The sequence below is a fragment of the Blautia sp. DFI.6.71 genome (assembly GCF_020593585.1).
Classification (GTDB): Bacteria; Bacillota; Clostridia; order Lachnospirales; family Lachnospiraceae; genus Blautia_A; species Blautia_A wexlerae.
On record NZ_JAJDMJ010000001.1, the window covers coordinates 214,986 to 238,224 of the forward strand.

The following is a 23,239-nucleotide window of genomic DNA, read 5'->3' on the forward strand; positions in this document are numbered from 1 at the left end:
GAGGGCATATGGCATATGACAGTAATGACGGTGTCGCACGATTAGCTGCGGTATTAGATGCAAGAATGAGAGATCATGCAGATAAGCCGCTCTGCCTTGATTTTGCAGAGATTCAGGCAGACGGCAGCCTGCTCTCGAATACATTTCCGATTCCAATTCCTAAGAGTGATTACAGAGTTTGTAGGCAATTAACTCTTGGAAAGACGGGAGATGCATTTTGCGATGTCCGGGCAGATGAACATTCTGGAAAAGCATATCTTCCGGAATCTATGCGGCAGTTGCAGGCCGGAGACAGAGTGTTGATTGCGTGGGTGCAAGACACTGCTGTTGTGATCGACATTATAACCAGACCGGTATAAGAGGACAGTATAGGAGGACATATGGCAGACAATAACTTATATCCGGTGGTGGATATACCGGAATATGAGGAAGAAAATGAAGAATATGATACAGAGTACAAGCCATCTGTGGCGTGGGACTTAGAGAAAGGAGATTTCGTTTGTAAATCTCCTTTTTGTATGCTCAAAAGCGAAGGACTTGAAGCGTACAAGATATGGTGCGTGAAGGCCGTATCAACAGAAAGATATAGTTGCCTCGGGTACGACGATGACATCGGTGCAGAGATGGAAGATGCCATGAAGGAAGAAGATGACACAGCTGTGGAACTGGCAATTGAACGTACCATAGAAGAGGCTCTGATGGTAAATCCAAGGACTGAATCCGTAGAGGACTTTGAGTTCTCATGGGAACCATCTGTGGTTTATGTGAAATTTACAGTGTACGCAATACACTGGGAGAAATTTGATTTAGAAGTAACATTGAAAAGGAGATGAGAATTTGACAGAAGAATTTGTAACTCCAGAATTTATAGATAATAGTGATCCTGATACGATCCAATCCAGGATGATGAACAATCTGCCTGTTGATATCTCTGATATGCCGGCAGATTTCCCATACGATTTCACAATGCCAACAGCGATTGAAATATCGAGGTTAATACAGTATAACCTTACCCGGACATTGATGTTGATGTTCCCGATGTGGGCTTGGGGTCAATGGCTTGATTTGCATGGTGTATCTGCAAAGGTTACACGAAAGCAGGCGAGCAGAGCATCCGGTCATGTGACCGTCGTAGGCACCGCTGGAACGATTATCGAGGAAGGGACGGTATTTTGTACAGAAGGTACGACAGATGTCGAATCTGTTGAATTTGCGACGACTGAGGAAGCAACTATACCAGAGCAGGGAACGGTTGACATACCTGTTGCGTCTGTTCTCACAGGAGCTTCTTATAATGTGACAAGAAATACTGTGACATTGCAGAAACAGCCAAACAAGAATGTTACTTCTGTGACGAATGAGAATCCTATCAGGGGTGGCACAGACGAAGAGGACGACGACACATACCGAGAAAGAATCCTTGAAAAGCTTCGCTCCGCAGAGGTTTCCTTTGTAGGATGTGACGCAGATTATGTCCGTTGGGCGAAAGAAGTATCTGGTGTTGGTTCTGCCGTGGTCGAAGCTGAATGGAAAGGACCTGGCACCGTTAAGGTTGTTGTTGCGGATCCGGATGGTTCTGCGGTTGGAGAAGATACTCTAAAAGCAGTTGAAGACTATATTGTATCCCCAAAGGACAGAATGAAGCGTTTGGCTCCGATTGGAGCATCCGTAACGATATCTACAGTGAAGGACATGACTGTATCCTACAGTGCAGTGCTTGAACTGGAAAGCAATTACAGTATCGACAATGTAAAGGAAGCATTCCTGACAGCATTAAAGACCTACTACAGGGAAGCTAAGGACAGTGAAGAAATTCGGTATACGGTTGCATCTGCATTGTTGTCTAATACAGCTGGAGTAATTGACTTTTCAGATTTTCGCATAAATGAAAATACGAACAACATATCGGTTGCAGCAGACTATTATCCAATCACAACTGCGACGGAGCTTAATTTTACGGAGGGATAGAGATGCATATAGATAATGTTGATCTGGAACATTTTCCTGCAAATGAGGTTGCTCAGAGGCTCCTGACGTATGTGACGAGAGGATGGTATGATAAGTCGTACGTCGGAAAATGGATTTTTGAGGTCATGGGTTTAGAACTGGATACGGCAATCAAAAGGATTGAAGAAGCGCAAAGTCAGTCATTTCCGGAAACGGCGGCATGGGGAATGTATTTTCATGAACTGACATATGGAATACCGATTGACAGGACAAAAGACATTGATGATCGCCGAAAAGCAGTCGTGAATCGGCGCGATAGGACGTCCAGATCGTCCATTACGCCTTATAGACTGGAAAACATTATACAGACCGTATTTGGGCTTTCTGCGAGCGTCTCGGAGCAGGTTGAGAAGTATATCTTCAATGTAGATTTGCTTATTGGTGCTGACTATCCGATATATTCCGTCGATATTCTGCTGGGATATATCCGCAAAATAAAGCCATCTCATCTGTCAATGCAGGCTCGATATGTTATTGAAGCCGCAATATGCAGTGAGAGGGAAAGAGTTCTATTCCCAGCGTTAGATATAGGAATGCAGCATACCTGGATGGAAGGATATTCTGTGCCGTTAATAGAAGTTAAATGCGAGATAACAGAAAAGCTTCCGGTCGGAATGACTGGGAATGTAATGATCTACAAGAACCTTAATCAGTGGAATGGTGAGTATAAATGGGATGGAACGATAAAATTTGATACAGAAGTAACAACGGAGGAATTGTGATGGAAGGAAAGGTAACAGTAGTAGGAAGGACGAAAATCCTGAGAGCCAGAGCCGGAGAGATCACTCTGCCTAAGATTGTAGGATTTGCGTTTGGAAGTGGCGGCTCGAATGGTTCAACAGTTCTTAGTCCGGGAGAAACATTGAAAAATGAATTTCTTCGAAAAGCGGTAGATGGACATACACTTAAAACCAATGAAAACAAGTGTGAATATTATTGCACATTAAATGGATCTGAAGCCAACGGAAAGAGCATAAGTGAGATCGGATTGTATGACTCTGAAGGAGACATCATCATGATTGCTAATTTTCTTCCAAAAGGTAAAGATTCGAATGTATCAATGAGATTTGAAATTGATGATGTTTTACAGTAAGGAGATGATTATATATGGCGAACGTGGTTATCCCGGAGAATCCGGAGTTCAATGAAGCTTTGAGAATCATCGAGACAAAGGATCTGGTTCATGCGGATGTAGTAAATCCTATGTTTAGGACATTACTGCTTAATACTATATATCTCGAACGACGGGTAGCAAAGATGATCGAACGGATTGACACACTTGCGATTGACAATACCTATGGAGGACCAGAGCTGTCGGCGGATGCAAATATCGTAGATGCAAGCGCGCAGTTCAGCGTTATCAGGAAAACGTCGTCGACAGCATCAGTACAGACACTGTTTCAAAAAGCAATCGATAGTCTCAGAAAAGGACTCTATAGCTTGTTGATTAGAGTGAAAGTGAACTCAAATTCAAATAACGGCGGGCTAATCGAATTAAATGTAACGTCTGGCGGAGCGATATTGGAAACCAGAACTATTACTGCAAATATGTTTGAAAGAGCAGGAGTTTATCAGACGTTTGGACTTAATGTTGAATTGAATGATACGGTTACTATTACTGCGAGATTGCTGAAAAATAGCGCAAATATAACGGTGTCCGTTGATTATGTCATGCTTCAGCCGGCTCAGACAGCAATCACGAGTTTGTAGGCGGTGGCTATATGATATCAGCAGAGAGACTTGTAGAATTGCGGGCAAAAGTAAAAAAAGAAATGGCAAGGAGAAGCTGTGTGGAGCATGGTTCAAGCGCTTCAATGAATAAATTTGCTGCAAATTATGATTATAATGCTGTTCCGGTCACTGGGGGAGACATTACAGATGAACATATACAAAAGGTTATTGATCCGCTGCTTAATGTAGCGGATTTTTTGCAGAATAACAGCCTGCAACAGAGTCATAGTGGAGCAGATGTGATCGTCGATCAGGCGGAGAAATTTGTTGATACCCTTGCAAAAATAGATAAGCAGGCAAGTGATAGTGGGTGCAGAGGACTCTGTACGGGGTTATGTGTAGGTTCTTGCACATCTGGCTGTCAGGGATGCACTGGGTGTACTGGTGGTTGCGATACCACTTGCGCAAAGAGTTGTTCAGATGGCTGTTCTACATCCTGCGGTGGTTGTTCAGATGGCTGTTTTTCTGGATGCACACATACCTGTGGTTCCGGATGTACAACCGGCGCGATGACTACATAATGAGAGGAGGTGATATCTATGGCGTGTTCAAAAGGATGTGGAACGAGTTGTGCAACGAGCTGTAAGTCCACAGCGTCTGGCAACTGCGGCGGATGCGGGACTTCTTGTTCACGAAATTGCAGTACGATATGCTCAGGTACCTGCTCTGGTACTTGTAACAAAACATGCACAAAGCAGTGCAATCATAATTGTTCGGATGAATGCACTGGATGTCAACGGACATGCGCAGATGATTGCGAGGCAGGATGCAAAACGGATTGCCTTCAGACCTGCACAGCGAATTGTTCAGACACTTGCGCAGACTGCACAGGTGGATGTGGAAACAGTTGCTTTGCGACATGCGCTGATGACTGCACAGGTGGATGCAAAGGCGGTTGCAACACGACATGCACAGCGAATTGTATGAACGACTGCAATACCTGGTGCGAAGGCGGATGTTATTCTTCATGCACATGGACTTGCGAAGGATGCAGTAATACTTGCACTGGTACCTGCTCCGGTACCTGTTCCGGTACCTGTTCTGGTACCTGTTCTGGTACTTGTCAGGGTTGTGATAATAAGTGTACAGCTTCCTGCGCTCAGTCTTGTACTGGCTGTAGCGGCTGTTCGGGTTGTGGAAATTCCTGTGGTTCCGGATGCACAGATAGCTGCATGGGAACCTGCAAAAGCAATTGTTCTGGAGGCTGCGGAACCAGCTGCGGAGGATGCTCTACATCCTGTGCATCAAGCTGTCAGAGTGATTGTGGCGGGACCTGCAGGAATCAGTGCTACGGACAGGCGACTACACCGATATATTCATTTAATTAGGAGGAAAAAATGAGAACAGTAATTATTAAAGTAGACAGCAAAGAGGCAGAGTACATCGAAAGACTGGACTACGAAAGGGGATTTACTAAAGATGTCCTGCAGAGAATCATCGAATCACATATGGAAGACCCAGATGTAATCAATAGCCCGGCATTTAAGGCTTATCAGAAACAGGGAGCGGAATTGGATGCACAGTTCAGCATGGCAGTAGCAGAGCTTGAGAAAAAATATATTCCGGAGATTCTTAAACATCACAAGACCAAATGGAATCTTGAGTACAAGACAGGAGAACTGAAAGTAGACATTCTGTGCAATTGTGAAATTGAGGGAATCAAATGAAAAGAACAGAACAATATTCCGAAAGGCTGAGCAGATTATATCCTGAGCTGCACGAACCGGTAGGGACAGAAAAGATTCTGACTCAGACCGTTACATTTCAGGTCACTGATGACTGCAATCTGGCATGCAAGTATTGTTACCAGACACATAAGGGCAAAAAGAAGATGTCGTTTGAAACAGCGAAGAAAATGGTTGATCTTTTACTGTCTGGAAATAAGGGTGTGGGCGATTACATAAATCCTCAAAAAAGCCCTGGGCTTATCATTGATTTTATTGGTGGGGAACCCCTGCTGGAGATTGAATTAATTGACCAGATCTGCAGCTACACGATTAACAGGATGATCGAATTAAACCATCCGTGGCTGACGAGAACGATGTTTTCCATATGTTCGAATGGAGTGTGCTACTTCGAACCGGAAGTACAGAGAGTTTTACAGAAATGGAATCAGCGCCTGTCTTTTTCTGTGACTGTTGACGGAAATAAAGAACTTCACGATTCCTGCCGGGTATTTCCGGATGGGCGGCCATCTTATGATCTGGCAATTTCAGCGGCGAAAGATTGGGTAAACAAAGGTGGATATATGGGTAGCAAGGTTACGATAGCTCCTGCAAATGTGATGCATGTGTACGATGCAATTACGCACATGATCGATCTTGGATATAACGAGATCAATGCAAACTGCGTCTACGAAGAAGGATGGCAGATGATCCATGCAACGGTTTTTTATGACCAGCTGAAGAAGCTTGCAGACTATATCTTGGAACACAATCTTGATATGGAGAATGATTATTACATTTCACTGTTCGAGGAAAATTTCTTTCACCCGAAGCAGCCTGACGACCTGGAAAACTGGTGCGGTGGCAATGGCGTAATGCTTGCTGTTGATCCAGATGGAATTATCTATCCATGTCTGAGATATATGGAAAGCTCTCTGGCGGGGCAGCAGGAACCATATAGTATAGGAGATGTGGATACAGGAATCTGCCAGACGGAATGCGACAGATGCCGCGTAGAATGCTTGAAGAAAATTGACAGGAGAACACAGAGCACAGACGAGTGCTTTAACTGTCCTGTCGCAGAAGGCTGTAGTTGGTGTACTGCATACAACTATCAGGTGTTCGGTACACCGGATGCAAGAGCAACTTATATTTGCGATATGCACAAAGCACGTGCGCTGGGAAATATTTATTTCTGGAATCACTATTATGAGAAAAATAATATCGACAAGCATATGGAGAATCATGTACCGGAAGAATGGGCACTTAACATTATCAGCAAACATGAATGGGATATGCTGTGCAGTTTATAACGATTTTCGATATTAAATAACAAAAAGCGATAATATCGGAAAAATGTGGTAAAAAAGAGAGGTGTTTTAAATGATAAAACAAGAAGTTATCTTTAATGTCAAAAACCTCAAGATTTCAAAAACGGAGAATATTTTCGCAACAGAAGGCATCAAAAATGTGTTTACGGCAGTATTTCAGTTTCATTCTACGGATTGGGATGGGCTGGCAAAAACAGCTGTGTTTGAAAACGCAGAAGGAACGAAAGAGCCAAAGCTGTTAGAAGAAGACAGATGTGATATCCCGGATAGCTTTTTTAAGACTTCCGGGGTTTGCTATGTTTCTGTAATGGCAGGAGACTTCATGGTGACAAATAAAGTTGCCATTATCGTAGTCAATGCCGGCTATACTTCTGGCGATACCGTAGCGGAAGCTAAGAACTACTTTGAACAGATTCTCAGATATTTTGACGCAACAAATATGAATGTCCAGAAATACGGAAAGCTGGCTGAGAGATTCGCTGTCGGATTGGCAGAAGATCCGGAGAGTCTTATGGATAACGCAAAATATTATGCACATCAGGCAGAACAGGCGGTAATGGGAATCCCTGGACAGGTGGAAGATGCGAAGAATGATATCGATGCTTATGTAAAAGAAAAGGAAGCTGATCTGAAAGGCGAGGATGGAAATGTGTGCTTTGTCGAGTTTCGCATTCAGCCTCCTTGTCTTCTTATGCGGAATAATCCAGAAGAAACGGATATAGAGTTTAGACTTAACGGCTCTAAGCTCGAATACAAATGGAGGGATAGAGGTTAATGGCAAATAAAACAACAGGAAGTGGCCAGTGGACTAACATGGGAAATGTTACGACAAACCCCGATGGAAGCTACTCTGACTCTAAAACATACAACTTCTTAGATATGGTTTCATACGAGGGCGGCTCATATGTATGCCTGGAAAACGGGACGATTGGTGTGCGCCCATCTCCTGGCGAAAGTACAGACAGATGGTTCTGTTCTTCAGTACCGGGAGAAGCAACTCCAGATTTCAAAAACTTAGTGACAGAAACTAAAGAAGCGGCCAGGACAGCAAAAGAAAAAGCATCTGAGGCGGAGACAAGTGCAAAGGCTTCAGAAATAAGTGCACAGGCGGCTTCGAACTCAGCCGGAGCAGCAGCAGCTTCGGCCAGAGATGCGGAGAATGCAAAAGATGTTGTTGCCGGATACAAAAATGCGGCTGAAAAGGCTGCATCATCCGCTGCGACATCTGAGAAAAATGTAAATGATAAAATTGCTGGACTGGACAATACGTTTTCTGAAAAGACAACGAGTGCAATAGAAACCATAAACAAATCCGTAGATACAAAAGCGGAGGAGATAAAAAATGAAATAACTGCAACAAAAAATTCTATGGTGGATGCGTCTCAGAAAGCTATAAACGACACAATCGATGCGAGAAAAACTGAGATCAATAATACAGGTGCATCTGAAATTAAAAATGTACAGGCTGAATCAGCAACACAGACGCAGGGGATTAAAAGCGTAGCAGCTGAGCAGCTGGCAGCTATTAATGCAGCTGGTGGCACTTTAGAGAGTGCAATTGAGCGCTACTATGCTATGCGCCGTACTAGAGAAATTTATACGGTAGAAGACCTTGATCCGGATGTTACACAGGCCTGCACGGTAAATCGTTTAGATGCTCTGTCTGGTCTTACCTGCACACCGTCCACAAATACGACAGCTGGAGAAGACCAAATTGGAACTCTCGAAGCATTCCGCCCGATTGAAGTGAACTGGATCCTCGATGATGATGGAAACCAGAAAATTACTGCAATTGAAGGAATGCCGGGATATAAGACGACAGGAAAAGTCAATCGTGGAATCATGAACATGGGACTTTATTACAAAAAAGAGCGAAATGCAGAAGACAATGGCTGGCTGCATCATTGGTCCATGCTTCCTCGAAAAGAAGAAGGATATGTTCCGATGAAAGAATGTGTTCGTTCAGACAATACGGTGCAGGGATGGATGCTCCATCCTAAAGGAGCGGCAGTGGATATTGATGGTGTTCCATATGTAACCAACGGAAAACCCGTCAGAAACAAACCTTCGTATGCAAATTTTGCATATGCACGAAAGCAGGGTCCGGCATACTGCTTTGAAACAGATGTTGATGCCGCATGGGTTCTGGCGTTGACAATGATTAAGTACGGAACAAAGGACCTGCAGGCATATATGAGAGGATGCACAGCTTACACTGCTCAGTACAATGTCGCAGTTGCTGAAGAAAATACAAAGAGAGTAATTCTCACAAAAGATCAGGCGAATTATTTTGTTATTGGTTCGTCGGTCAGCATTGGAAATCCAGGTTCGAACACTAACTTCGATAGGGGCTATAATTATATGCACAATATCGTTGATAGTGCAAAAATTACAGCTATTGAAAAAGTAGACGATACATATAGCGCTTTAGTTTTGGATGTGTCTGCTTCATTTACAACTGCAACTACTTATAAAGTAAGTACAATGCATTGGGAGACAGGATCCACTGATTCCGTACAAGGCTATGATGGAAGTCCTGTATCCAACACAGATGGAAAGAATATCTGCAAGATTAATGGCATCGAGATTCTTCCAGGTGGATATTCTGTGTCCGGAAACTCTATGCATATTGTTTCAACAGATGCAGATGGCAATACAGTCGATAAGTATTACCGAACCAATAATGCTAAGTTACTGACGACCAATTTAGATACGATCATAAGTACCTATGAAGAAGTGGGCATCTTACCGGAAGCATACGATGCATGGAAGTATGTAAAAGGACAGCTTGTGGACTTTGGTAAAGGGACAATGATTCCGACTGAATGGGGAGGAGGCGATAAGGCTTGGTGGGCTGATGCTTGGTATTGCGGCGGAAAACCTGCGGCTGGAACAAGAACAGGCCGGGAGCTCTTCCGGCGTGGCGATCTGTTCGATGGTGGCTTCGCTGGCCCGTCGTGCGTGGGTGGCAACAATGGCCTGTCGGGTGCCTGGTGGGGCATCCTCGCGACCCTTTCTCCTAACGCCGTACGGGGTGAATGGCAGGCGGCAGCCTGACAGAGGGGCTGTCCCCTCCAATGGCTACAAATGATTTTAAAGTAACTATGAAATAGAATATTTTTAAGGACTTATGAGGTCCGGGAGCTCCTCCGGCGTGGCAATCTGAACAATGGTGGCATCGCTGGCCCGTCGTGCGTGAATGGCAACAATGGCCTGACGAATGCCTGGTGGAACATCCTCGCGACAATTTCTGTGTATAAAAAATTTGATACTCGACCTCATAAGCCGGCTGAAGAAGCCTATACTTGGGAATACCCGAAATACGTGATAAAAGGCCATTCCTTTCTCATGAAGTAGATTGACATCTGCAGAGTGGGAAGGGGAGACTGGCAGGTGCGCTGTCAGCCGGGACTAGTAGACAACCGAAAGTCCCTGAATCACACAGAAAGGAAATGCCTTTATGAAGAAATGCTGCAAGAATGTAAATATTTTAGCAGATGATTTTATTGAAGATTCAATTAATGAAGCACTTGACGAAAAATGGAAACGGTCAGATGTGGCAAAGTATCTGCATGGTCGCACAAGCTCAATGAGTTTGCAGGCTATGAAACGATTGCTTCGGGACACAGACGAAAGAGATCTCATGGTATCTGGTCTGGTCCATACAGTTGCAGAAAGTCTCAGATATGAAATCCAGAACAGAGAGTTGAAAGTAGAACCTATTCAGTATGGTTGGCGGCGAGATGGAATAAACGGAAAGCTTCGAGAAATCGGAGTGGAGAGTGTAAAACAGCTTATTCTTGACGAAATAGCCAGCGAAGGACTGGATGAACTCTGGAGAAGAAAACTGGGCTATCATCAATATGCAAGTATCAAAGGAAAAGGACAGCTCGGAGGCAAAAGAGCAATAGAGCATCAGATCAGAAAGAAATATGCTCAATCTCGGTATGCCTGGAAGGGCGATGTAAGGAAATGCTATCCATCGGTTGATACCCGTAAATTGAAACGTATGTTGGAACATGATGTGAAGAACGAAGTCCTTCTGTATCTTGTGTTCTTTCTGATAGGGACATACAAACAGGGGCTTAATATCGGCTCCGGTTTATCACAGTTTCTGTGCAATTATTACCTGTCTAAAGCCTATGTGTATGTACTTAGCCTACATAAGACCAGAAAACACCGTGATGGAGCTACCGAAAGCAAAAGACTTGTATATTTTTGTATCATGTATATGGATGATATTTTGCTCATAGGAGCCCGGGAAGCTGATGTTAAGAGGGCAGCTCGGGCGTTAGAAAAGTACCTGTTGAAAGAGTACGGACTCACAATAAAACCGGATGCAGACCTATTCCCGATTGATTATCGTATTAAAACAGGAAAAAAATACGATAGTTACAGAGAAAAGGATAAGGCAGAAAGGCGCGGTAAGCCAATAGACATGATGGGCTATGTAATTTATAGGGAACACACAGAAATCCGTAGCAAGATCTTTCTACGGGCAAGGAAAGCGTATTCTGTTGCTTGGTACTGCATGAAAAATAAAATGGAAATCCCGTTACAGACCGCTTATAAATGTACAAGTTATTATGGATGGTTCAAACATACCGATTCTAAATACGCCAAGGGAAAATATAACATTGATGCTGTTTGCACAGCTGCAAAAAGGAGGATCAGCAAACATGCAAAAAGCGAAATATATGGAACGTCAGCCAGAAGTGCGCTGGCAGCCTGTCAATAATGGCATGGTAGATGTCACACTGTGCCTGAATGAGAAGAAAGTGACAATTGAACAGGGTCAGATGGAAGACTCAGCAAAGCAGATGATGTATGAATATGATTATCACCAGTTCAGAGAGTCTGCAGACAAGATCAACGAAGAAACAGTAAGGGCATCCCCTGCGAAGTATATGTCCTATGTTCCGGAAGTCGAAAAGAGCTTGGAAGAGCAATTTGAAGAATTGAAAGCATCGAACGAAATGCTTACAGGATGCGTTCTTGAGATGTCAGAACTGGTATATCAGTAATGATGAGACTGTTGAGTAACTTTATTATATTATTACAGAATGATGGAGGAAAAGAAATGATGGCAATGTTATGGGCACAGCAGATTATGCTTGGAAAGAAAACTTATGCAGAGGTACCGAGACTTCTGAAAGCAAAGGTAAAAGAAATCCTGGAAGATTCCGGAATGGGAGAATTGGCAAAGGAAGAATGACGAAACTGCAGATAATAAGTAAACAATGGTCATTGATTTATGATCTTCTGCTTCTTAATAAGGGTGAGAGCGAAAGAACCCTTGATGAGATTGAACAGGATATGGATACATTGGAATTTCATTGTAGAAAGTATGCCGATGCAGATGATGAAGAATTGATGGCATAAAAAGGGCCTGAGCAGGCTCTTTTTTAATGGAGGTAAAACTATGCATAGCCAAAGAAGTCCACCGTAGAGGTCAAAATAGAAGGTGTAGACAGGAATATAGGAGGAAATATATGGAGGCGGAATACATTAGCCGGTCCGAGCACGAGGAATTCTGCAAGAGAATCGACGCAGAAAACGGGAGACAGAATAAACGACTGGAACTGCTCGAAGGAAACACAAAGCAGATAAATTCGCTTACAACATCCGTTGAGAAGTTGGCACAGAGCATTCAGCTGATGTGCAAGGAGCAAGAACAGCAGGGGGCACGTCTGGAATCGCTCGAAAGCCGGGACGGAGAAATGTGGAAGCAGGTGACAGGATATGTACTTACAACCCTGATTGGTCTTGCAATCGGTTTTTTCTTTAAGCAGTTCGGTTTATAAGAAAGGCAGCATTGAGATGGCTATTATAAAAAAGAAAATAAAAAAGATAGTTTCGGCGATAAAGAAAGTCGGAACATTGAACATTGTGCTGATGCTCGTCGGCGCTTTTTTTATATGGTTCAATTGGCAGATGATCCTTGTGTTCCGGGAATGCGGAAGTATGCCGGAAACATATGCCTGCGCAGTTGTGGCGGCAACGATTGGAGAGTGCGGCATATGCGGTTGGATCCGAACAAACAAAGACAAACAGCAGGATCGGAAATGGCAGAAACAGGATGAAAAAGAAGGACGAGAACAAAATGATTCCGACATGAATGTCGGGAACATAGATGAGGAGGATAATTTATGACATTAGAATATTTTTTACTGTTACTTATGATTGTATCAATCTTTACCGGCTTAGTGACTGAAGGTATTAAGAAGTTGCTTGAAGAGTCAAAAAAAACCTACAAGGCAAATTTCCTTGCAGGAGGGGTGGCTGTAGTTTTGTCAGTGCTTGTAGGAAGTGGATATATTATTTTGATGGATGCACAGATAAACAGCAAGATGGCAGTATACCTTATTGCGCTGATCCTGCTTTCATGGCTGTCTGCAATGGTTGGATATGATAAGGTCATTCAGTCGCTTGGACAGATTAAACTCCCGAATAAAAATGAGTAGTTAGGAGCCTGTTTTAAGGCTCCTTTTTGCGAGGCGGACTTATGGATAAGCAAAATATAACTGTGTTGAGAAAAACACTGTACGCAGTGGAATCCGGAGATCAGGTATATGGTAAGCAGGATTATTCCTGCTTTGCCGGGGTCGGAGCGAACTGTAGCAATGAAAAAGCTATTACGATCGGTGCGGGCCAGTGGTACGCAGGAGAAGCAAAAGAACTGTTATACCGGATTCAGAGAGCAAACCCGAAGCTATTCAAAGACATGGATAATGCAGGTATGGAAAAAGACCTGCTGATGAAGAGCTGGGATACATACGCCGTAACAGCGGAATCTGCGAAAGGTCAGTGCATTATCAGCATTATTAGCACTAATCTGGGGAAGAAATGCCAGGACGAATATATGGAAGATCAGATACAGACATATGCGAAGAGCATCGAAAAAACATACGGATCCATGCCGGATTCCGCAATGATGGAATGTATTAATGTCCTGCACCAGGGTGGCTTTGACGCATTGAAAAGAATCTTGTCTAAAACTCCGGAACCGTACACTGCAGACAAGATTTATACAACGTTATGTAAGGATCCGGCAGACTCGACGCCGAACCAGGTAGGAGATTACACAGACAGACAGAAAGCGGTAATCAGCATGATTAGGAATTATGCTGTGACTGCGGAAAGAAAGGAAGATGTAGCAATGACAAAAACAGAAAAAGCAATAAGGCAGATGGAGACATGGGCGAAAGATGATTCTCACGGCTACGATCAGGACTACCGCTGGGGAGAAAAAGGAGATTACGACTGTTCCTCCGCTGTAATTCAGGCATGGCAGAACGCCGGAGTTCCAGTTAAGTCTGGTGGCGCTACATACACAGGAGATATGAAGAACGTATTCCTGAAAAATGGATTTGTAGACGTAACGAGCAAAGTTAACGTAGCAACCGGATCTGGTCTGCTCAGAGGAGATGTGCTGCTGAATGAAGCGCATCATGTAGCCATGTACTGTGGAAATGGTAAAGAGGTAGAAGCCAGCATCAACGAGAAAGGTACCGCTCATGGCGGCAAACCGGGAGACCAGACTGGTAAGGAGTTTCTGATCCGGAGCTATCGGAACTATCCTTGGAATTGCGTGCTCAGGTATAGAGGGAATATTTTCTCCGCTTCTGACACAGAAAAGAAGCAGAACGTAGTAGCCTATGTAGCGAGATTTACAAAGGACTGCAAATGCTACAGTGTAGCTGGTAAGACTCAGGCGAAAATGTTCCCAGTGATTAAAAAGAATGCGGTTGTAGATGTGATGAAATACACCGAAACCGTAAATGGTAAAAAGTGGTATTTTATCCGGATTCCACATCCGACAGAAGGATTCGTAAGGGAGTTCGTCCCAGCCGGATACTTCAAGAAGTTGATTTAACAGACGGTGCCTTCTAAAAACACATTAAAATATATCACATCAAAAGGAACTCTGTAAATGGAGTTCCTTCCATATATTACCGCTATTTTTTTATACATTGAATATGATAATATGAACAAGCTTCGCTTATCAAGATTTCGATAGGATATAGCCAAAAACGATATAATCTAACAAATTCCGTCGTGTATTACCATAAAGTGGTAATTTATAACGGAAGGAGCAATGGCATGATAAAAATTTTGCTATCGAAAAAGCTTGGGGAATTAAGACTTACTCAGGCGGACCTGGCAAGGGCGACAGGAATACGTCCTAACACTATCAATGAGTTGTACCACGAGCTCACGGAAAGGGTAAACCTTGAGCACCTTGATCTAATATGCGAAGCGCTAAACTGTGAACTAGACGAATTGATCATTAGGGTGCCGAACAAAGAAACGTCAGTTGTCCATACACGCCAGGGAACCCTGAAACCCAACAAAAAGATGTAGCCGCTGCAACGATTACATCTTATTAAAGAGGGGAATGTTACATCCCCCTCTTTAATTCATTTCTTTTAAATTATATTCTAACGAATCGTACAAATAATCTGTATCAAATCCCATATCTTTGTAACCTTGCAATACAGTTTCAACATAACGATTAGATGGTTTTCCCACAGTGGCTGAGTCAGGCAACAGATATATCATAGCCTTTTTCCTTGTGCCGTTTTTTAATTGCACAAATACATTTTTCTTTCTATAAAATCTCGGATAGCCCTCATACAGATCAAGAGCCTTCTCGTTTTTATTATCGATATTCCAAACAGCAACAGGAACCCTACTTCCTTTTTGCCTTTTGACGGTCGCATAAGATCCTGTGCGGCTTCCCCTGTAAAGCAATTTCCAATTTATCAGATATCCAGTAAATGCGACTGTTGCTCCAGGGCAACGGTATGACATTTGCTGTACATTGAGATTGCTACCGTATGCTACATATAACATGACATTCCCTTTCTCCCCGTCAAGCCGGTAGGACAGCTGATTTATAACTAAGCAACCTGTTCCACTTTTGCATTTTCGCGAAGCTGTTTCATCATGTGAAGTCTGCAGGTTTTGAACTCGTCTCCGTAAAGTCCAAGTCTGTTTGTAAGGATGTTGTACATCAGAGTGACTTTTTTCTTTGCTGTGTATCCGTTCATGGATCTAAATATGACTTTGTCATCAGATTCGATGGACCATGCAGAGAGTGCTAAACAAAACTGTACATACGCTTTAATTTTTCCTGCATGAAGAGTGCTGTTAAAAAGTCTAAATTCAACAGTGCCTTTCTGGAAGAAGCTATGAAGATTCAATGCGTGGTATCTTGTAGAGTTATAATGCTGATGATTGATCCCACCACAGTAGCCATCGTTTGCTGGGCTGTACCAAATTTTCTCAACGGAATCTGTTGTGATGTTTTTGTCTTTTTTCATTGTATCAAGTAAATTCTTGCAAACTGGCTGGCACCAACGATATTTTCTGTCACCTACTGCAAGCGCATCGTAAATGATTTCCTGTCGGCTATACATGAAATTTACCAGACGGCGAAGAGATGTTGCGGTATGGTTCGCTCCGTCTACATGAATATGGATTCCGCATGAACTGTGAGGAACTCCGCCGATTTCTTTGAATTTACGGATGATTGCCTGCAATGTATCAAGGTCTTCGTATTTAAGAATCGGTGTTACGAATTCAACTCTGTATTCGTCTATGCTCTCAGTTCCAACTTTGCGAATTGGATGGATTGAGCTGTCTCGCATTACCTTCCATTTTCTTCCCTGTGAATCCTGAACGGTTCTTGTCTGGTAACAAGTGTGATCTGGTCTGGAAGCTGTAGTTCCGATGATTTCTGCAACTGCATCAGCGGCCATCTTTCTTGAAATACCTGTAAATTCAACCTCAACACCGTAGTTCTGTTTCTTTAAAAGTTCTGACATATCATTTTCCTCCTATTATCTCTCAAACATTCGCACCGTCTATGCGAATGTTTGTTCTGCTGTTTATGTTTGTATATTACCATATGTACCGTATATGTCAATAGAAAATTAAAGAAAATCTATAAAATATTAGAGAATAACGTTGACAAAATAGAGAACAAGGGATATAATATAATTGTAGCAAGGAGATGGCAGGAAAGGAGATAAGAAATGGAAAATGACGAAATGACAACATTAGAGTTTAAATCAATTATGGAAATGGTCGTGATGATCATTGAAAGCAGTAAAGATAAAGAAGAGGCTCTTGAAAAAATCAAGAACCTCTCCATTTTAAAAGAAAAGAATTAATAACTAAGCGATTGGACACCGAGCAGACTCCTAAACTTCCTGCTTCTGCTCGGTATCTTAAAATAAATAATAGCAGGAAGAAAAAATAAAGTCAACAGTAAGGAGGGAAAAAAGTGATCTCATATAATCCACTTTGGCATACTCTGATAGATAAAGGAATGAATAAAGGTGACTTAATGAGAGAGACAGGCATTAGCTTTGGAACCATGGCAAGTATGGGGAAAAACGAGCCAGTCAACTTAAAGCAGATAGACAGGATCTGCAAAGTTCTTCATTGCAAGATAGAGGATGTTATAGAATATAAGGAAGATTAAATGCTTCCTTATATATATTTAACAAATGTTAGATTCTGGTTACCTGCCATTAACATGCGGGATGCTATGATTATCATATAATGTCACCCAAATAATTATATCAATCAATTATCTGGTTATGAGTAAGTAGCGAAGAGGATGCTTTTATCTGCCTGATAAAAGCATAGTAAAAATATAAAAAAGAGCTGAGAAGTCCTTAACTGGATTTTTCAGCTCTTTTGAAGTATTGATGTGATTTTGGATGAATGAAGGCTCCATTTATTCGGCGTCCGAATTATCAGTATCATAGGATTCGTCGTATGTCTCTGCGTCTGTGTCATCTGAAGCTGAACTGTTCATATCGACGATATCGCTATCTGAAGCAGCTGTATCTGCAGAACTGCTCTGGGAGTCGTTATTATTGTTATATTTTGCAGTAAAAGTACTGCCTTCTGCAGTAGAAATCCAGGAACTCCGCTCATTGATTTTTCCAAGGATTCTTGTTGCCTCATCACCTTCTGCCGGAGTTGGCTGATAATTATTATATCCATCATAGGCAGCAGAAGAAATGGAGCAGGGAATGATATTGGTCACGTTGTCTTTTTTTACCCCATCGGCATCAATAGTAAAGGTCTGCTGGTAGATCATGGTGTCCATATCACTTGGAGAACTGTTGCCGCCGAAGCAGAAGTTTCCGAGGCTGTATACAATATTCCTGCCTTTATAAGTTTCAATGCCCTGAAGTACATGCGGATGATGTCCGCATACAAGATCAGCGCCTTCATCGATCGCGATGCGTCCAAGTGTTGTCTGGTTGCTGTCCGGAACGGTTTCCGTTTCATTACCCCAGTGGAAGATCACTACGATCAGCTGTGCCCCGTCTGCCTTTACTTTTGCAATATTGTCTTTTAACTGCTGCTCGCGCTCAAGATGGTCGTACAGTTCATAGATACCGACTAATCCCACTTTGATTCCCTTTACATCCATAACAGCAGTTTCATCATATCCGAAATGAACGATTCCTGCATCATCCAGTGCTGCCAGAGTATCATCGAAACTCTGCTCACCATAATCATGACTGTGATTGTTAGCGGTATTTACGGCTTCTACAGATCCGCCTGTCAGAATAGAGGCATAGGATGCGGGTGCTTTAAATGCAAATGTTTTATCCTCCCGTTCATCAGAATCGGTGAGTGTTCCCTCAAAATTTGCAATAGTCAGATCATCTGTGGAGAAAATATCTTTTACATTCTGCAGGAAATAATCTGCACCGTAATTTTCATAATAAGCATTTAAGCTGGTATCATAATCAAAAGTTTCATCTGTGCCAAGAGTGCAGTCACCGACAACACTGAGTGTCAGAGAAACAGGAGAAGATACTGTAGCATTGGAGGAATCCGTGTTCTGAGAATCTGAGGATGCTTTCTGGCTGTTGTCCTCAGAAGCGTTCATGGAAACAGTTTTTTTGGCTGCTGCCTGTCTGGAACTTATATAGTTGCTGCATCCGCGGATACCTGCCAGAATAAGTATAAAAACCAGAACAAAGATACCGATACCTGTTGCAATCAGCAATTTTTGCCTTTTTTCCTGATAGTATTTTGATTTTTTGTAGATGTCTTTCCTGCGTGCAGAAGAAGATTTCGTCTGGCTTCGCTTGTTGGATTGTAGGCTCATATGTATAGTTCTCGCTTTCGTTTATAATAGATTAGAGATATAGTATTTAAAAAAATATTAAAGAGACCGGGCAGTTAAAATATCTGAACAGATGATCAGAATTAACAAAAAATAAATCGTAATTGCTATAGGATATATTCAAAGTATATAGAGAATTCACAGAATCGTCAAGAAATAAGTCTTTTCATAAAACCGTATTTTTGTTATAATACCATGACAAAAGGTTACATAAATATTACAGACAAAGAATGAGATGTGTTATCCTAGAGCGTGTCTGAAAAATCATTCCCGCAATCTGCACGCCCCACTTTGCGGGATATTTCACCCGAATTCAGTTGCCGTAGCCCGCTACGGCGCCCTCATTCGGGCAAAATATTCCACAAATTGTGACGCACATCTTGCAGAAAGCCTTTTTCAGACACGCTCTAAAGCGTATGAAACATGCTCTGAAAGCATTCAAAGATAATGAGAGATGGGTACGTGAGATAGCACTTCTCAGGAAAGAATATGAGGAAAAATAAAGATGAAAACATTGATATTCAACGGTTCACCGCGAAAGAACGGTGAAACTGCATATATGATCCGGACTCTGCAGGAAAATCTTGGAGGGGATTTTAAGGTGGTTAATGCCTACAGGGCAGATATCCGACCGTGTATAGACTGCAGATGGTGTTTTGACCATGCAGGATGCGCAGTCAAAGATGAATGGCAGGAGGTTCTTTCGTACATTGAAGAATGTGACCATATTATTATGGCATCTCCTGTATATTTTGAGGAGGTTACGGGAATGCTTCTTGCTGTGATGAGCAGACTGCAGACCTATTTCAGCGCAAGATATATCCGTAAAGAAGAACCTGTTCCTAAGAAGAAAACAGGAGCAGTTCTGCTGACAGCAGGAAGTATCGGACCCAGAGAAAAAGCGGAAAGTACGGCAGAGATGCTGCTTCGTCAGATGAGCTGTGACAGTCTGGGGACTGTATATGTGAACCGTACAGACAAAGTGCCGGTCAGAGACAGAGAAGATATCATACAGGAAATAAAAGATCTGGCAGGCAGATTGAGAACAGCAGAATAAATATTATCTGAAAATGAAACACCATTTGTGTTATGTGGAACAGACGAAAGGATGATTAAAATGAAAAAAATAAAATACTTTATGATTACAGGAATGCTTCTGGCATCCATCGGTCTTGCCGGATGTGGGAAGAAGTCAGAAGATGATATTACAAATAAGGAAATTTATCAGGATGATCTTGAACCGCTGACAGAAGAAGAGCTGAATGAAATGGATGCAGATACTTCTGACGAGGATATGAAACAGATTGATGAGCCTGAGGAAGAAACCGCTGACATTACAGATACTACAGATGCAACAGAAACTACAGATAAAACGGAAAATACAGATAAAGCAGAAACTTCAGATTCTTCTGCAAAAAAATCTGCGGATAAAACTGAAACATCAGATTCTGCAGATACAACGAAATCAGAAACTAAAACGAAAACTGAAAAATAATCACAAGGGGGCTGTCGCTGGAATTATTATTGCGACAGCCCCCTGATCATATTTCTGTAATTATCAGGAAAGAACCTCGTTCTTCAGTTCGTTCCCATCCATAAATGCTTTCGCATTTTCGAGAGTAGTCTCAGCAATGTTAGTCAGTGCTTCTTTTGTAAAGAATCCCTGATGAGAAGTCATCACTACATTCGGGAAGGAGAGCAGGCGCTGGGTAATGGAGCTCTGCAGAATACGCTCGGACATATCCTCGAATACGAAATCAGTTTCTTCTTCATAAACATCCAGTCCTACTGCAAAGAACTTATGATCACGGATTCCGGAGATCAGGTCCTCTGTCTTGATCAGGCCGCCGCGGGAAGTGTTTACAAGAATTACACCATCTTTCATTTTGGCGATAGTTTCTTCATTGATGATGTGTTTGGTTTCTTCTGTAAGCGGGCAGTGAAGACTGATGAGATCACTGGTTGCCAGAAGCTCATCCAGAGATACATATTCCAGATAATCCAGGCTCTTATTCGGGAAAAGATCGTAAGCGATAACTCTCATACCAAAACCTTTGCAGATTTTTGCCATTGCCTGGCCAATTTTTCCGGTACCAATGATTCCGGCAGTTTTCTGATAGAAATTAAGTCCCATCAGACCACTTAAAGAGAAGTTGTTTTCGCGGCATTTGATGTATGCTTTATGTGTATGGCGGTTTGCGGTCAGCGCAAGTGCCATTGCATGCTCAGCCACAGCTTCCGGAGAATATCCCGGAACACGCAGAACCTTCATTCCGAATTTGTGAGCAGTTTCCAGATCTACATTGTTATATCCTGCGCAGCGCATAAGAATCAGTTTTACACCCTGAGCATTCAGCTCTTCGATAACAGGAGTGCTCAGATCAGCGTTTACAAAAGCGCAGATTGCCTCATATCCTTTTGCAAGGGAAGCAGTTTCTTCGTGAATATTTGCTTCGGTAAATTTAATTGTAATTCCCGGATAGGAAGGAAGAAGCTTCTCGAAAAATTCTTCGTCGTAGTTTTTTGTGCCGTAAAATAAGATTTTCATAAATGTTAGCTCCTCTCTGGCTGTATACCTGTATGGTATACTCACCGTGAAAATTATAATATCAGTGTGTATAGCAATCCTCATAAATAATGCATCTTAATCCAGACCATCAGAGTGTGAAATCCTGCTATAGTAAAACAAATCGAATAATGTTAAAATAATAACAATCTTCTGACGATTCACATTATAACCGATTTATCGGAAAAAGAAAAGACTATTTTGGATAAAATTTCTCAAGTATCTATAAAAATACAATCTGAGAGAGTATGAAGATACTGTAAATAGGAATTGCAAATTATGCTTTGTTATGAAAAGTATGTACAGAAAGACAAAAGATATGCAGGATAAAAAAACATCTTGCGGGATATTACAGGTGAACAGTAAAAATTATGCTGCTGTCAACAAACATAAAAAAATGATATGTTGACAGCAACATAATTATAAATGACAGTTGCTATTTTCCGAGAGAGTACAGATCTTCATAGAATTCCGGATAGGAAATTTTAACGCAGTCCCCATCTTTGATAGTAAGTGTACCGTCACAAATTGTACCTGCAACAGCAAAGGACATGGCAATACGGTGATCAAGATAAGAATTGATCTCGGCACCATGAAGTGGCTTTCCTCCATGGATGATCATTCCGTCATCAGTCGGCTGAATATCAGCTCCCATGCGTTTCAGCCCTTCTGTTACCACTGCGATACGGTCGGATTCTTTTACCTTCAGCTCCTGTGCGTCCCTGATAACAGTAGTCCCCTCTGCAAAAGCTGCCATCACAGCGATCATCGGGATTTCATCGATCAGTGTGGGGATGATCTCACCCTCAACAGTGGTTCCGTGAAGACTGCTTGTGCGGATCAGCAGGTCAGCGGTAGGCTCACCCTCTGTACTTGCATTCAGCAGAGTAATATCAGCCCCCATAGCCTTACATACACGAAGCATTCCGTCTCTGGTTGGATTAATGCCTACATTTTTAAGAAGAATCTCACTTCCGGGAGTAAGAAGCCCTGCTGCGATAAAGTAAGCAGCAGAAGAAATATCTCCGGGAACTTTAATCTCGCGTCCGTTCAGCACAGGCTCCGGTTCAATAGAAGCAGTTGTTCCCTGGGAAGTCACATTTGCGCCGAAATAATTCAGCATGATCTCTGTATGATTTCTGGAAAGTACCGGCTCAGTAACGCTGGTGCTCCCATCTGCATACATACCAGCCAGAAGCACGCAGGATTTTACCTGTGCGGAAGCAACCGGTGACTGATAATGAGCGGCATGTAAAGGCTTTCCTGTAATACGCAAAGGTGCGCATCCATTGCCCCTCAGACTTACGATATCAGCGCCCATAGACAGAAGAGGAGTCATAATCCTTTTCATTGGACGGGACTGAATGGAAGCGTCGCCGTTTAATTCGCTGGTAAAAGACTGTCCTGCCAGAATTCCGGAGATCAGTCTTGTGGTAGTCCCACTGTTTCCCACATCCAGAGTTTCAGACGGAGCACTGAGTCCGTGAAGTCCCTTTCCATGAACGAGGATTTCGGAAGCATTTCTTTCAATATCGATTCCCATTTTCCGGAAACAGGAGATAGTAGAGAGACAGTCAGCTCCCTCAAGAAAATGTGTGATCTTTGTAGTACCCTGTGCAAGAGAACCGAACATAACTGCACGATGAGAAATGGATTTATCTCCGGGTACAGTGAGTTCTCCTCTGAGGTTTGTCTGTTTTTTTATTTCCATGTTTGATTCCTGCCTGTTTTTATAATATTTCTGTATTTCCCTGCAGCTATTTATAGCAATCTGCTT

33 protein-coding genes and 1 pseudogene are annotated in these 23,239 nt (G+C 42.5%); 27 read left to right on the forward strand and 7 right to left on the reverse strand.

The genetic code is table 11. The annotated features are described in order from the left end of the window. The first annotated feature begins 8 nt into the window (after positions 1-8). The 23 genes and pseudogenes from LJE12_RS01140 (at position 9) to LJE12_RS20430 (ending at position 15,097) form a co-directional block, all read left to right on the forward strand. Positions 9-359 (forward strand): hypothetical protein, encoded by a 351-nt coding sequence (locus tag LJE12_RS01140; RefSeq protein ID WP_008704590.1) that lies wholly within the window; start codon positions 9-11, stop codon positions 357-359. 21 nt (positions 360-380) lie between these two features. Beyond that, positions 381-833 (forward strand): DUF2634 domain-containing protein, encoded by a 453-nt coding sequence (locus tag LJE12_RS01145; RefSeq protein ID WP_020993777.1) that lies wholly within the window; start codon positions 381-383, stop codon positions 831-833. 4 nt (positions 834-837) lie between these two features. Next, on the forward strand, positions 838-1,968 hold the full coding sequence (locus LJE12_RS01150; protein WP_118570966.1) for a baseplate J/gp47 family protein: 1,131 nt from the start codon (positions 838-840) through the stop codon (positions 1,966-1,968). A gap of 2 nt (positions 1,969-1,970) precedes the next feature. After that, the gene (locus LJE12_RS01155; RefSeq protein WP_118570965.1) at positions 1,971-2,729 is read left to right on the forward strand and encodes a putative phage tail protein; all 759 of its coding nucleotides are present in this window, start codon (positions 1,971-1,973) and stop codon (positions 2,727-2,729) included. Continuing rightward, a complete protein-coding gene (locus LJE12_RS01160; RefSeq protein WP_020993778.1) occupies positions 2,729-3,100 on the forward strand; it encodes a phage tail-collar fiber domain-containing protein in 372 nt (123 codons plus the stop codon). The genes LJE12_RS01155 and LJE12_RS01160 overlap by 1 nt, the downstream gene beginning before the upstream one ends. Before the next feature lie 14 nt (positions 3,101-3,114). Next, on the forward strand, positions 3,115-3,717 hold the full coding sequence (locus tag LJE12_RS01165) for a hypothetical protein (RefSeq protein WP_118570964.1): 603 nt from the start codon (positions 3,115-3,117) through the stop codon (positions 3,715-3,717). Between the two features lie 11 nt (positions 3,718-3,728). Beyond that, positions 3,729-4,259 carry a hypothetical protein gene (locus LJE12_RS01170; protein WP_118570963.1) on the forward strand — a complete coding sequence of 177 codons (531 nt, stop codon included), beginning with the start codon at positions 3,729-3,731 and terminating at the stop codon, positions 4,257-4,259. A 49-nt stretch (positions 4,260-4,308) separates the two neighbouring features. Continuing rightward, positions 4,309-4,665, forward strand: coding sequence for a hypothetical protein (locus LJE12_RS01175; RefSeq protein ID WP_167343386.1), 357 nt, complete (start codon positions 4,309-4,311; stop codon positions 4,663-4,665). Further along, positions 4,662-4,733 (forward strand): annotated as a pseudogene (locus LJE12_RS20990) (hypothetical protein); the annotation flags it as partial. The gene LJE12_RS01175 and the pseudogene LJE12_RS20990, both read left to right, overlap by 4 nt. Before the next feature lie 76 nt (positions 4,734-4,809). Beyond that, on the forward strand, positions 4,810-5,079 hold the full coding sequence (locus LJE12_RS01185; RefSeq protein ID WP_227226327.1) for a hypothetical protein: 270 nt from the start codon (positions 4,810-4,812) through the stop codon (positions 5,077-5,079). Beyond that, on the forward strand, positions 5,076-5,405 hold the full coding sequence (locus LJE12_RS01190; protein ID WP_008704579.1) for a hypothetical protein: 330 nt from the start codon (positions 5,076-5,078) through the stop codon (positions 5,403-5,405). The genes LJE12_RS01185 and LJE12_RS01190 overlap by 4 nt, the downstream gene beginning before the upstream one ends. Next, complete coding sequence (locus LJE12_RS01195; protein ID WP_118570961.1) at positions 5,402-6,715, forward strand: radical SAM peptide maturase, CXXX-repeat target family; 1,314 nt, start codon at positions 5,402-5,404, stop codon at positions 6,713-6,715. Before LJE12_RS01190 ends, LJE12_RS01195 begins: the two co-directional genes overlap by 4 nt. A gap of 70 nt (positions 6,716-6,785) precedes the next feature. Further along, the gene (locus tag LJE12_RS01200; protein ID WP_055150060.1) at positions 6,786-7,508 is read left to right on the forward strand and encodes a hypothetical protein; all 723 of its coding nucleotides are present in this window, start codon (positions 6,786-6,788) and stop codon (positions 7,506-7,508) included. Continuing rightward, complete coding sequence (locus LJE12_RS01205; protein ID WP_227226247.1) at positions 7,508-9,790, forward strand: hypothetical protein; 2,283 nt, start codon at positions 7,508-7,510, stop codon at positions 9,788-9,790. The genes LJE12_RS01200 and LJE12_RS01205 overlap by 1 nt, the downstream gene beginning before the upstream one ends. Positions 9,791-10,193: 403 nt before the next feature. Beyond that, on the forward strand, positions 10,194-11,471 hold the full coding sequence (locus LJE12_RS01210) for an RNA-directed DNA polymerase (protein WP_227226249.1): 1,278 nt from the start codon (positions 10,194-10,196) through the stop codon (positions 11,469-11,471). Beyond that, positions 11,413-11,757, forward strand: a complete 345-nt coding sequence (locus LJE12_RS01215) for a hypothetical protein (protein ID WP_147421136.1) — start codon at positions 11,413-11,415, stop codon at positions 11,755-11,757. The genes LJE12_RS01210 and LJE12_RS01215 overlap by 59 nt, the downstream gene beginning before the upstream one ends. A 56-nt stretch (positions 11,758-11,813) precedes the next feature. Then, positions 11,814-11,948 (forward strand): CD1375 family protein, encoded by a 135-nt coding sequence (locus LJE12_RS01220; RefSeq protein WP_320055396.1) that lies wholly within the window; start codon positions 11,814-11,816, stop codon positions 11,946-11,948. Next, entirely contained in the window at positions 11,945-12,115 is a 171-nt protein-coding gene (locus tag LJE12_RS01225) for a hypothetical protein (RefSeq protein WP_182466314.1), read from the forward strand. The genes LJE12_RS01220 and LJE12_RS01225 overlap by 4 nt, the downstream gene beginning before the upstream one ends. A 110-nt stretch (positions 12,116-12,225) precedes the next feature. Further along, complete coding sequence (locus LJE12_RS01230) at positions 12,226-12,537, forward strand: hypothetical protein (RefSeq protein ID WP_118570956.1); 312 nt, start codon at positions 12,226-12,228, stop codon at positions 12,535-12,537. Between the two features lie 16 nt (positions 12,538-12,553). Further along, on the forward strand, positions 12,554-12,886 hold the full coding sequence (locus LJE12_RS01235) for a hypothetical protein (RefSeq protein WP_227226251.1): 333 nt from the start codon (positions 12,554-12,556) through the stop codon (positions 12,884-12,886). Beyond that, positions 12,883-13,197 carry a hypothetical protein gene (locus LJE12_RS01240; RefSeq protein ID WP_008704562.1) on the forward strand — a complete coding sequence of 105 codons (315 nt, stop codon included), beginning with the start codon at positions 12,883-12,885 and terminating at the stop codon, positions 13,195-13,197. The genes LJE12_RS01235 and LJE12_RS01240 overlap by 4 nt, the downstream gene beginning before the upstream one ends. A gap of 41 nt (positions 13,198-13,238) precedes the next feature. After that, positions 13,239-14,609, forward strand: coding sequence for an NlpC/P60 family protein (locus LJE12_RS01245; protein WP_227226253.1), 1,371 nt, complete (start codon positions 13,239-13,241; stop codon positions 14,607-14,609). Between the two features lie 227 nt (positions 14,610-14,836). Further along, positions 14,837-15,097 carry a helix-turn-helix domain-containing protein gene (locus tag LJE12_RS20430; RefSeq protein ID WP_008704558.1) on the forward strand — a complete coding sequence of 87 codons (261 nt, stop codon included), beginning with the start codon at positions 14,837-14,839 and terminating at the stop codon, positions 15,095-15,097. A 51-nt stretch (positions 15,098-15,148) separates the two neighbouring features. On the opposite strand, the gene LJE12_RS01255 is transcribed toward LJE12_RS20430, so the two are convergent. Then, complete coding sequence (locus tag LJE12_RS01255) at positions 15,149-15,589, reverse strand: gamma-glutamylcyclotransferase family protein (protein WP_118570955.1); 441 nt, start codon at positions 15,587-15,589, stop codon at positions 15,149-15,151. Between the two features lie 47 nt (positions 15,590-15,636). Continuing rightward, positions 15,637-16,563, reverse strand: a complete 927-nt coding sequence (locus LJE12_RS01260; protein WP_118570954.1) for an amidoligase family protein — start codon at positions 16,561-16,563, stop codon at positions 15,637-15,639. Positions 16,564-16,773: 210 nt separating this feature from the next. Here LJE12_RS01260 and LJE12_RS01265 point away from each other — a divergent pair, with 210 nt between their 5' ends. After that, complete coding sequence (locus LJE12_RS01265) at positions 16,774-16,911, forward strand: hypothetical protein (RefSeq protein WP_008704555.1); 138 nt, start codon at positions 16,774-16,776, stop codon at positions 16,909-16,911. Between the two features lie 113 nt (positions 16,912-17,024). Beyond that, a complete protein-coding gene (locus LJE12_RS01270) occupies positions 17,025-17,225 on the forward strand; it encodes a helix-turn-helix domain-containing protein (RefSeq protein WP_020993785.1) in 201 nt (66 codons plus the stop codon). Between the two features lie 258 nt (positions 17,226-17,483). Here the strand turns inward: LJE12_RS01270 and LJE12_RS01275 are convergent, their stop codons facing one another. From LJE12_RS01275 to LJE12_RS21000, 3 genes are all read right to left on the reverse strand, one after another. Then, complete coding sequence (locus LJE12_RS01275) at positions 17,484-18,878, reverse strand: CapA family protein (protein WP_173700049.1); 1,395 nt, start codon at positions 18,876-18,878, stop codon at positions 17,484-17,486. 235 nt (positions 18,879-19,113) lie between these two features. Then, the gene (locus LJE12_RS20995) at positions 19,114-19,203 is read right to left on the reverse strand and encodes a DUF6783 domain-containing protein (protein WP_368221829.1); all 90 of its coding nucleotides are present in this window, start codon (positions 19,201-19,203) and stop codon (positions 19,114-19,116) included. Between the two features lie 6 nt (positions 19,204-19,209). Then, the gene (locus LJE12_RS21000) at positions 19,210-19,275 is read right to left on the reverse strand and encodes a DUF6783 domain-containing protein (protein ID WP_319017442.1); all 66 of its coding nucleotides are present in this window, start codon (positions 19,273-19,275) and stop codon (positions 19,210-19,212) included. Between the two features lie 126 nt (positions 19,276-19,401). On the opposite strand from LJE12_RS21000, the gene LJE12_RS01280 reads away from it, so the two are divergent. Together LJE12_RS01280 and LJE12_RS01285 are read left to right on the forward strand one after the other, a co-directional pair. After that, entirely contained in the window at positions 19,402-19,953 is a 552-nt protein-coding gene (locus LJE12_RS01280; protein WP_025576904.1) for a flavodoxin family protein, read from the forward strand. A 60-nt stretch (positions 19,954-20,013) separates the two neighbouring features. Beyond that, positions 20,014-20,391, forward strand: coding sequence for a hypothetical protein (locus LJE12_RS01285; protein ID WP_020993787.1), 378 nt, complete (start codon positions 20,014-20,016; stop codon positions 20,389-20,391). A 63-nt stretch (positions 20,392-20,454) separates the two neighbouring features. Here LJE12_RS01285 and LJE12_RS01290 read toward each other — a convergent pair whose 3' ends face one another. Beyond that, entirely contained in the window at positions 20,455-21,444 is a 990-nt protein-coding gene (locus LJE12_RS01290) for a 2-hydroxyacid dehydrogenase (RefSeq protein WP_008704545.1), read from the reverse strand. A gap of 454 nt (positions 21,445-21,898) precedes the next feature. Continuing rightward, on the reverse strand, positions 21,899-23,173 hold the full coding sequence (gene aroA / locus LJE12_RS01295) for a 3-phosphoshikimate 1-carboxyvinyltransferase (RefSeq protein ID WP_227226255.1): 1,275 nt from the start codon (positions 23,171-23,173) through the stop codon (positions 21,899-21,901). Positions 23,174-23,239 lie beyond the last annotated feature (66 nt).

Bases quoted from the DNA above. Each gene is read 5' to 3' on its own strand.
- LJE12_RS01240 (WP_008704562.1), top strand. From the start codon at position 12,883: ATGACATTAGAATATTTTTTACTGTTACTTATGATTGTATCAATCTTT.
- LJE12_RS01195 (WP_118570961.1), top strand. From the start codon at position 5,402: ATGAAAAGAACAGAACAATATTCCGAAAGGCTGAGCAGATTATATCCT.
- LJE12_RS01245 (WP_227226253.1), top strand. From the start codon at position 13,239: ATGGATAAGCAAAATATAACTGTGTTGAGAAAAACACTGTACGCAGTG.
- LJE12_RS01220 (WP_320055396.1), top strand. From the start codon at position 11,814: ATGATGGCAATGTTATGGGCACAGCAGATTATGCTTGGAAAGAAAACT.
- LJE12_RS01200 (WP_055150060.1), top strand. From the start codon at position 6,786: ATGATAAAACAAGAAGTTATCTTTAATGTCAAAAACCTCAAGATTTCA.
- LJE12_RS01260 (WP_118570954.1), bottom strand. From the start codon at position 16,563: ATGTCAGAACTTTTAAAGAAACAGAACTACGGTGTTGAGGTTGAATTT.
- LJE12_RS01140 (WP_008704590.1), top strand. From the start codon at position 9: ATGGCATATGACAGTAATGACGGTGTCGCACGATTAGCTGCGGTATTA.
- LJE12_RS01255 (WP_118570955.1), bottom strand. From the start codon at position 15,589: ATGTTATATGTAGCATACGGTAGCAATCTCAATGTACAGCAAATGTCA.
- LJE12_RS01215 (WP_147421136.1), top strand. From the start codon at position 11,413: ATGCAAAAAGCGAAATATATGGAACGTCAGCCAGAAGTGCGCTGGCAG.
- aroA (WP_227226255.1), bottom strand. From the start codon at position 23,173: ATGGAAATAAAAAAACAGACAAACCTCAGAGGAGAACTCACTGTACCC.
- LJE12_RS01210 (WP_227226249.1), top strand. From the start codon at position 10,194: ATGAAGAAATGCTGCAAGAATGTAAATATTTTAGCAGATGATTTTATT.
- LJE12_RS01160 (WP_020993778.1), top strand. From the start codon at position 2,729: ATGGAAGGAAAGGTAACAGTAGTAGGAAGGACGAAAATCCTGAGAGCC.
- LJE12_RS01280 (WP_025576904.1), top strand. From the start codon at position 19,402: ATGAAAACATTGATATTCAACGGTTCACCGCGAAAGAACGGTGAAACT.
- LJE12_RS01145 (WP_020993777.1), top strand. From the start codon at position 381: ATGGCAGACAATAACTTATATCCGGTGGTGGATATACCGGAATATGAG.
- LJE12_RS01275 (WP_173700049.1), bottom strand. From the start codon at position 18,878: ATGAGCCTACAATCCAACAAGCGAAGCCAGACGAAATCTTCTTCTGCA.
- LJE12_RS01155 (WP_118570965.1), top strand. From the start codon at position 1,971: ATGCATATAGATAATGTTGATCTGGAACATTTTCCTGCAAATGAGGTT.
- LJE12_RS01170 (WP_118570963.1), top strand. From the start codon at position 3,729: ATGATATCAGCAGAGAGACTTGTAGAATTGCGGGCAAAAGTAAAAAAA.
- LJE12_RS01290 (WP_008704545.1), bottom strand. From the start codon at position 21,444: ATGAAAATCTTATTTTACGGCACAAAAAACTACGACGAAGAATTTTTC.
- LJE12_RS01190 (WP_008704579.1), top strand. From the start codon at position 5,076: ATGAGAACAGTAATTATTAAAGTAGACAGCAAAGAGGCAGAGTACATC.
- LJE12_RS01235 (WP_227226251.1), top strand. From the start codon at position 12,554: ATGGCTATTATAAAAAAGAAAATAAAAAAGATAGTTTCGGCGATAAAG.
- LJE12_RS01230 (WP_118570956.1), top strand. From the start codon at position 12,226: ATGGAGGCGGAATACATTAGCCGGTCCGAGCACGAGGAATTCTGCAAG.
- LJE12_RS01205 (WP_227226247.1), top strand. From the start codon at position 7,508: ATGGCAAATAAAACAACAGGAAGTGGCCAGTGGACTAACATGGGAAAT.
- LJE12_RS01165 (WP_118570964.1), top strand. From the start codon at position 3,115: ATGGCGAACGTGGTTATCCCGGAGAATCCGGAGTTCAATGAAGCTTTG.
- LJE12_RS01225 (WP_182466314.1), top strand. From the start codon at position 11,945: ATGACGAAACTGCAGATAATAAGTAAACAATGGTCATTGATTTATGAT.
- LJE12_RS01285 (WP_020993787.1), top strand. From the start codon at position 20,014: ATGAAAAAAATAAAATACTTTATGATTACAGGAATGCTTCTGGCATCC.
- LJE12_RS20430 (WP_008704558.1), top strand. From the start codon at position 14,837: ATGATAAAAATTTTGCTATCGAAAAAGCTTGGGGAATTAAGACTTACT.
- LJE12_RS01265 (WP_008704555.1), top strand. From the start codon at position 16,774: ATGGAAAATGACGAAATGACAACATTAGAGTTTAAATCAATTATGGAA.